Origin of the sequence: Candidatus Nitrosopumilus salarius BD31, from assembly GCF_000242875.2 — an archaeon.
Taxonomy (GTDB): domain Archaea; phylum Thermoproteota; class Nitrososphaeria; order Nitrososphaerales; family Nitrosopumilaceae; genus Nitrosopumilus; species Nitrosopumilus salarius.
In genome coordinates, this window is sequence record NZ_AEXL02000041.1 from 1 (window position 1) to 6,321 (window position 6,321).

The 6,321-nt window shown below is 33.4% G+C and carries 8 protein-coding genes and 1 tRNA gene; 6 read left to right on the forward strand and 3 right to left on the reverse strand.

Annotation, left to right across the window (positions count from 1 at the left end; all coding sequences use genetic code 11):
* The first annotated feature begins 97 nt into the window (after positions 1-97).
* On the forward strand, positions 98-589 hold the full coding sequence (locus tag BD31_RS01835; protein WP_008297666.1) for a hypothetical protein: 492 nt from the start codon (positions 98-100) through the stop codon (positions 587-589).
* A gap of 12 nt (positions 590-601) precedes the next feature.
* On the opposite strand, the gene BD31_RS01840 is transcribed toward BD31_RS01835, so the two are convergent.
* A tRNA-Val gene (locus BD31_RS01840) sits at positions 602-676 on the reverse strand.
* Between the two features lie 79 nt (positions 677-755).
* Between BD31_RS01840 and BD31_RS01845 the strand changes: the two genes are divergently transcribed.
* Together BD31_RS01845 and BD31_RS01850 are read left to right on the forward strand one after the other, a co-directional pair.
* Entirely contained in the window at positions 756-1,775 is a 1,020-nt protein-coding gene (locus BD31_RS01845) for a glycosyltransferase (RefSeq protein ID WP_008297664.1), read from the forward strand.
* Positions 1,776-1,817: 42 nt separating this feature from the next.
* The gene (locus tag BD31_RS01850) at positions 1,818-3,233 is read left to right on the forward strand and encodes an amino acid kinase family protein (RefSeq protein ID WP_008297658.1); all 1,416 of its coding nucleotides are present in this window, start codon (positions 1,818-1,820) and stop codon (positions 3,231-3,233) included.
* Between the two features lie 149 nt (positions 3,234-3,382).
* Here the strand turns inward: BD31_RS01850 and BD31_RS01855 are convergent, their stop codons facing one another.
* Positions 3,383-3,589 carry a hypothetical protein gene (locus tag BD31_RS01855; protein WP_008297654.1) on the reverse strand — a complete coding sequence of 69 codons (207 nt, stop codon included), beginning with the start codon at positions 3,587-3,589 and terminating at the stop codon, positions 3,383-3,385.
* Between the two features lie 98 nt (positions 3,590-3,687).
* On the opposite strand from BD31_RS01855, the gene BD31_RS01860 reads away from it, so the two are divergent.
* The 3 genes from BD31_RS01860 to BD31_RS01865 are packed head-to-tail and all read left to right on the forward strand — an operon-like array spanning position 3,688 to position 5,399.
* Positions 3,688-4,602 (forward strand): branched-chain amino acid transaminase, encoded by a 915-nt coding sequence (locus tag BD31_RS01860; RefSeq protein ID WP_008297670.1) that lies wholly within the window; start codon positions 3,688-3,690, stop codon positions 4,600-4,602.
* A gap of 41 nt (positions 4,603-4,643) precedes the next feature.
* Complete coding sequence (locus tag BD31_RS10220; protein ID WP_008297656.1) at positions 4,644-4,805, forward strand: hypothetical protein; 162 nt, start codon at positions 4,644-4,646, stop codon at positions 4,803-4,805.
* Positions 4,806-4,844: 39 nt separating this feature from the next.
* Complete coding sequence (locus BD31_RS01865) at positions 4,845-5,399, forward strand: class I SAM-dependent methyltransferase (protein ID WP_048097348.1); 555 nt, start codon at positions 4,845-4,847, stop codon at positions 5,397-5,399.
* A gap of 3 nt (positions 5,400-5,402) precedes the next feature.
* On the opposite strand, the gene BD31_RS01870 is transcribed toward BD31_RS01865, so the two are convergent.
* The coding region (locus BD31_RS01870) for a sensor histidine kinase (protein ID WP_008297669.1) at positions 5,403-6,321 on the reverse strand (919 nt) is incomplete at its 5' end.

Sequence of the window (6,321 nt, forward strand, 5' to 3'; positions counted from 1 at the left end):
AGAATTCAGTCACATTCATTCCAAGAGATTAATTGATAATAATCTTTGGCTGGGAATCAAAAATAGTTAAAATATGATGAATTGTAAATAATCCTACTTGGTAAGTAAATTACAATTAATCTCCAACATACTAACTACGAAAAGATACGCAGCAATTGCAATAATTAGTGGTTTGGGATTAGGAATTATCTATTATTTTTTGACAATGTCAATGCTACCTTCCCATTTAGATACTACAATGGTGTTAATGCCTTCGTACATTGTAACATCGGTTGGATTAACAATAGCAGTATCAGCTTTAGCTGGGATCAATTTTGCTATGATGGCATTTAAGATGAAAAGAATGAAAATGATAAATTCTGTAAAATCTAACACGTCGGCTGTACTAGGAGGAGCGTTTGCAGCATTTACACCTGGATGTCCTGCATGCACAGCGCCTTTAGCAGTGATATTAGGTGCGGTTGGGGGATTGTCTTTGTTTCCGATGCAAGGATTAGAACTGAAATTTGTTTCAGTTGGAGTTCTAATATTTTCAATTTGGTGGATTGCCAGAGGTCTTCAAAGTAAAAGTTGTTGTAAGATTGGATAAATTAAGAAAAAATGGGCCCACGGGGATTTGAACCCCGGATCTTCGCCGTGTAAGGGCGACGTCATAACCGACCTGGACTATGAGCCCAGAAACCTACCTTTCTAAAAACCATTTAAACTTTGAGACATGTAAGAATCTAGAAATTTGATGAAAAATAAAGAAATCCATGAATGTTTTTGATTTTTTTTCCAGCCCGATTGGATTAGGTCATGTGACTCGTGATATTGCAATTGTAAACAATTTTGAAAATAATGTTACAAATTTTGTTACAGGTAGTGGAGCTGCAAAGATTTTAAAAAATTTAGATTTTAAAGTACAAGATGTGTATAACCCACCTTCATTTATCATACAAGATGGAGCTCTTAAGAATCAAGCAAAATGGTTGTGGAATTATTATCAATACTATAAAGATTGTAAGAATATTTCACAGAAAATTCTGAAAATAGATAACCCAGATTTGATTATCAGTGATGAAGATTTTGCAGCATTAAGCAATGCACAAAACATGAAAATTCAAACAGTCCTCATCACAGATATTTTAGAGACACGTTTTACGAAGGGATTGACATCATTTATTGAAAAAAAGATGAATAAATCGATGCATGGCATTATTAAAAAATGTGATGTGGTGATCATTCCTGAAAATGGGGATGATCAAGACAATATCAAAAGAGTTGGGCCAATAGTTAGAAAAACAAATTTTTCAAGGGAAGAACTCAGGGAAAAATTCTCATTTGAGAAAAAAACAATAGTTATTTCAATAGGAGGTACTGATGCAGGAGCTTTTCTTATCGAAGAAGCATTAAATGCTATTTCAAAAATTAATCAAGATGTTCAAGTTGTTCTAGTCTCAGGTCCGGCAATCAATAAAAAATTTGAAAATGTTGAAAATTTAGGATTTGTTAATAATTTACACGAAGTGGTTTTTGCTGCCGATTTGATAATTTCGTTGGCGGGAAAATCAACTATTGATGAGGCCAGAGCTTATGGAACTCCAGGAATATTCATACCAATTAAGGGTCATTTTGAACAAGAAGATAATGCAAGAGAACAAGGATTTGTTTTTGAAGACATCAAAAAATTAGATGTGTTAATTCTAGAAAAACTAGAAGAGAAAAGAAATCAAGTGAAGACAGATGGTGCAAAGATTGCATCAGATATCATTAAAAATTTGATGAGTAAATAATCAAATGCTTAATAGAAGGTAATTGAGTTTTGATAAAGTACTATGACTAGACTGGTAGTTGCTAAATTTGGTGGGAGTGCAATAGGCCCAAATGGCTCATTCATTCCAAAAATTATTCAGCGTGTTAACGAATTGAAGAAAGATTCCAAAGTAATTACTGTTTTTTCAGCCCCATTAACAATCCATAACGGGAAGAAACGTTCACTGACTGACATAATTTTAGAACAGGGTGATAATGCAAAAAATGGAATAAAACCAACATTGGAAGTCGTAAAATCAGCATATCAAAAAATTCTAGAAATTGTAAATTCTGAAAATAGAGAAAACTGTGAAAACGAGATTAAAAATCATCTAGAAAAGGCACAGAAAGCCCTTGACGATGCATTTGAAAGCAAAGAATTTGCAGATGAGGTACGTTCTAGGGCATTAGCATTCTCAGGTGAGATCCTAATGTCACATGTAATGAACCACATTTTGAGAAGTAATGGGATAAAGTCTGACGCCGTAAATTTTGAGGATTGGCCTATAATTACAGATAACAATATTGAATTTACAAACTTTCTCACGGCAGAATCTAGAGAAAGGATGGATAAAACTGCAGAACTGGTGGAAAAAAATGAAGTTGTCACTATTGGTGGATTTATTGGAAAAACAGTTGATAACATTACCACCACATATGAGCGGGGCGGTTCAGACAGAACTGCTGCAGATCTAGGAATACTATTTCATAAGAAGTACCAAACAAGTGTGGATTTTGAAAAAGACAGTTCTGTAGTTTCTGCAGATCCAAAAATCGTAGAATCAGAGTTAAGGGAAGTAAATCAATTATCATACAACGAAGCAAGACTTGCAGGAATGTTTGGAATGAAAATATTAGATCCTATTGCAATAAAAGAAATTGTAGAAAACGGGGTAGACATGCCAATTACCATTACAAATATGAAAAATCCAGGAAAAATAACTACAATAAAAAGAGAATTGGAAAAACAGAAAGGACATCCAATAAAGATTGTCACAGGTAAAGAAAATTGTGCAATTTTTAGAATCGAAACTAATTCAGTTCAAAAATTATTGACATCGTTGGAAAAAGATAAACGGTATAGTGAATTTGTAATTTTATCACCATTTACAAAAGATGGTATTGAATTTTCAAGAATATTGTTCTTAGATGGAGAGTATGTTAAAAGAAATGAAAAATATTTGTTAGGTTTTGATCCTCTTGCCACTATTACATACAATAGAGGTGTTATTACATTGATTGGAGATGAGATGTGGCGAGTTCAGCAAGTTGCATCAAGAACGAGTGCAAAGATTGGTGAATCAGGGTTAAATATTTTGAATATGGATGCACAGGAAGAGACATCACGGATAATTATCGTTGTAGAAGATGCAGATGATAACATTAGAAAAGCCATCAAAGCAATTCACCAAGAGATTTCAGATATTAATTTTATTTAGTGAAAGAGAGGTGTTACGGGTTTTCACCTGTAAACACCAACATGGGTTTATTCTTGGACCATTATCTAGATTTAGTCCGGCGTTACCCAAAACACGCGATATTATACATTGCATTTCCTAGTATTTAGAGCTGATCTATATAGATCATTTTACACACGCTCAGCTAAAAACCACAGAACAATTCCAATACCAAGTATTGCATACCACTTGAAATTCTTCCGGTTCATGAAAATATTGACTGAGCCTAAATCCTCATCTTTGTAAGTGGTCATACGTATTTTTCTCATTTCAAATGCCTGCCCAATCAGACCTATAACTAGAAGGGCAATTCCACCAAATCCCAAAGTCCATTCCATATCAGAACTTTTCATTCATAAGATATGTAGGTTTCAAATGCTGAGAAAAATGGGTTAAAAGATAATTCTTTAAATTAGCTGTGTTTTTTTGCACTCCTATGCAAGAAATTGGTAAGATCTGGATGAATGGAAAGCTAGTACCATTCAAAGATGCTAAAGTTCATGTTCTTACTCATGCTTTACATTATTCAACATCAATATTTGAAGGAATTAGATGTTATAACACACCAAAGGGGTCTGCAATATTTAGATTACCAGAACATGTTGATAGATTTTTCAAATCTGCAAAATTATATTCAATGAAAATGCAATATACTAAAAAAGAGATCTCAGATGCCATAGTAAAAACTGTAAAAACCAGTGGATTAAAAGAATCATACATCAGACCATTAGCTTACTATGGTTATGGAACAATGGGGTTAACTCCTACTCAAAACAAAGTTGATGTTTCAATTGCATGTTGGGAATGGAAGATGGGTGAATCAAAAGCAGGTAAATTTTCAGGAGCAAAATGTAAAGTTTCAAGCTGGGTTAAAATCGATTCAAGATCTCAGCCAATGCAAGCAAAGGCTGCATCAAACTATGCAAATGCAGCACTTGCAAGAATGGAAGCATTAGAAAATGGATATGATGAAGCGATCATGTTAAATTCGCATGGAAAAATTGCTGAAGGTAGTGCAGAAAATATCTTTGTTGTAAAAGATGATATTATTCAGACACCTCCTCTTTCAGCAGGAGGTTTGGAGGGAATTACAAGAGATAGCATCATCCAAATTATTGAAGAAAATAGCGGTTATGTAATTGAGCGCAATCTAGAACGAGATGATCTTTACACTGCTGATGAAATCTTTATGACAGGTACTGCTGCAGAGGTGAAATCAGTAACTCAAGTAGATAAAGTTAAGATTGGAAATGGCAATATGGGTCACATCACTAAAGCATTACAAAAATCATTTTCTGATGTTGTTATGGGTAAAGATGAAAGATTCTTGCCATGGTTAACATTTATCTAGAATTCCACGAAGTTTTTTACCCACAAAAATAGATTAAGAACATGGATTCATGTGCGGCAGGCGACACTCATGAAATATGCTGGTTTTGTAGGAAAGGACGTCATGATGATTGTATGAAAGAAATCCCCACTCAAGGGAAATCAGACGGGCCACATGATTGTACTTTTGATACAAAACTTGTACCATGTAAATGTCAACACTAACAACTAATATCAAATACACCCATGATTGAAAAATATCATATGAATTACAACAAAGAATTTTGGGATAAATACACTGATGAAAATGAGGCAAGATATAATGAGGAATTTGCAAAATTTACTAGGGATTTAGCTACCTCCTTACGATGCAAAAGTGTTTTAGAGATCGGGTGCGGTACTGGAATTGATTTAAGATTATTTCCAGATACATTTGAAATCCATGGAATCGATCTAAATGATAAAGCACTGGCAATAGCAAAAGAGAAAAAAAGTATTGTAGATTTTAAGAAAGGAACTATAACAGACTTACCGTTTGAAGATTCATCAATAGATTTTGTATTTACGCATCAACTGTTGAATTATTTAGATGACGATACAGTAGAAAAAGGAATTTCAGAAATGTATCGAGTGGCCAGGAAATACATAATGAATTGCGAAAAGTTTGATGTATCAGAAAAACAAATTGATGAGAATCATAAATTTCGCAATATTGAAAAAAAATGGTCAGACTATAAAGTCAGAGTAGTTAGTAACGTTGACATGCATAAGGATATAGAGCCTGACAAATCAAGATTCACTCTACTAAAAAAAATATAATTTTTATTTGGTTTGAAGATTTGTAATTGATATTGATTTTGGCAAAATTATTGTAAAGGTAGTAGGATTATTCTTAACTGTGATTTTTCCTTGATGTTGTTCTACAATATTTTTACAGCTTGCCAAACCAAGACCTGTACCCTTTTGTTTTGTAGTAAATAGGGGTTCAAACACTTTAGAAATAATATTATCAGGTATGCCTTTACCAGTATCAATAAACTCAATAATTGCCATGTTATCACGGTCAAATATTTTAATCTCAAGATTTCCTCCTTCAGGCATTGCTTGAATTGAATTTACGATTAGATTGATAAATACAGCATCAAGTTTCACAGAATCGCAATCAACTAATACATCTTTTTTGGAAACAGTGACATTCACATCACTGGGAATATTTATTTTCTCAACTGAGTTTTTAATTAGTTGTCGTAAAGAAGTGCTTGATAATGACAAAGGGGAATTTCTAACATATCCCAAAACATCATCTACTTGATGCGATATTCTATCTATACTCTTTTCAATCAAATCAAGTCGTTTTGTTACATTTGGTTCAGAAATTTTGGTATCTTTGGGATTTTGTTTAATCAAATCAACAGACATTTTCATGACAGATAATGGATTTCTCAGATCATGAGCAAGTCGTCCAGATAGCTCTCCTATAGCAGAAAGACGTTCAGTTTTCAATAGAGCCTCTGTTTTTTCCTCTACAAGATTTTCAAGATTGTTTCTTTGTTCAACTAGTTCTTCAGTTCGCATTTTTACTAGACGTGAAAGATTTTTGTTGATAGTAATTACTATCACTGCAAAAACTGCAATCATAGCGATAACACCAAGCAATAGACTACGAGTAATCTCATCTTCACTGGATGAAGTGAAAATTGCATCAACCAATGAAATCAGAATAACCATACAAACAATAGTC

Coding starts and splice junctions, on each gene's coding strand:
- BD31_RS01845 (WP_008297664.1), top strand. CDS start 756: ATGAATGTTTTTGATTTTTTTTCCAGCCCGATTGGATTAGGTCATGTG.
- BD31_RS01850 (WP_008297658.1), top strand. CDS start 1,818: ATGACTAGACTGGTAGTTGCTAAATTTGGTGGGAGTGCAATAGGCCCA.
- BD31_RS01855 (WP_008297654.1), bottom strand. CDS start 3,589: ATGGAATGGACTTTGGGATTTGGTGGAATTGCCCTTCTAGTTATAGGT.
- BD31_RS01860 (WP_008297670.1), top strand. CDS start 3,688: ATGCAAGAAATTGGTAAGATCTGGATGAATGGAAAGCTAGTACCATTC.
- BD31_RS10220 (WP_008297656.1), top strand. CDS start 4,644: ATGGATTCATGTGCGGCAGGCGACACTCATGAAATATGCTGGTTTTGT.
- BD31_RS01865 (WP_048097348.1), top strand. CDS start 4,845: ATGAATTACAACAAAGAATTTTGGGATAAATACACTGATGAAAATGAG.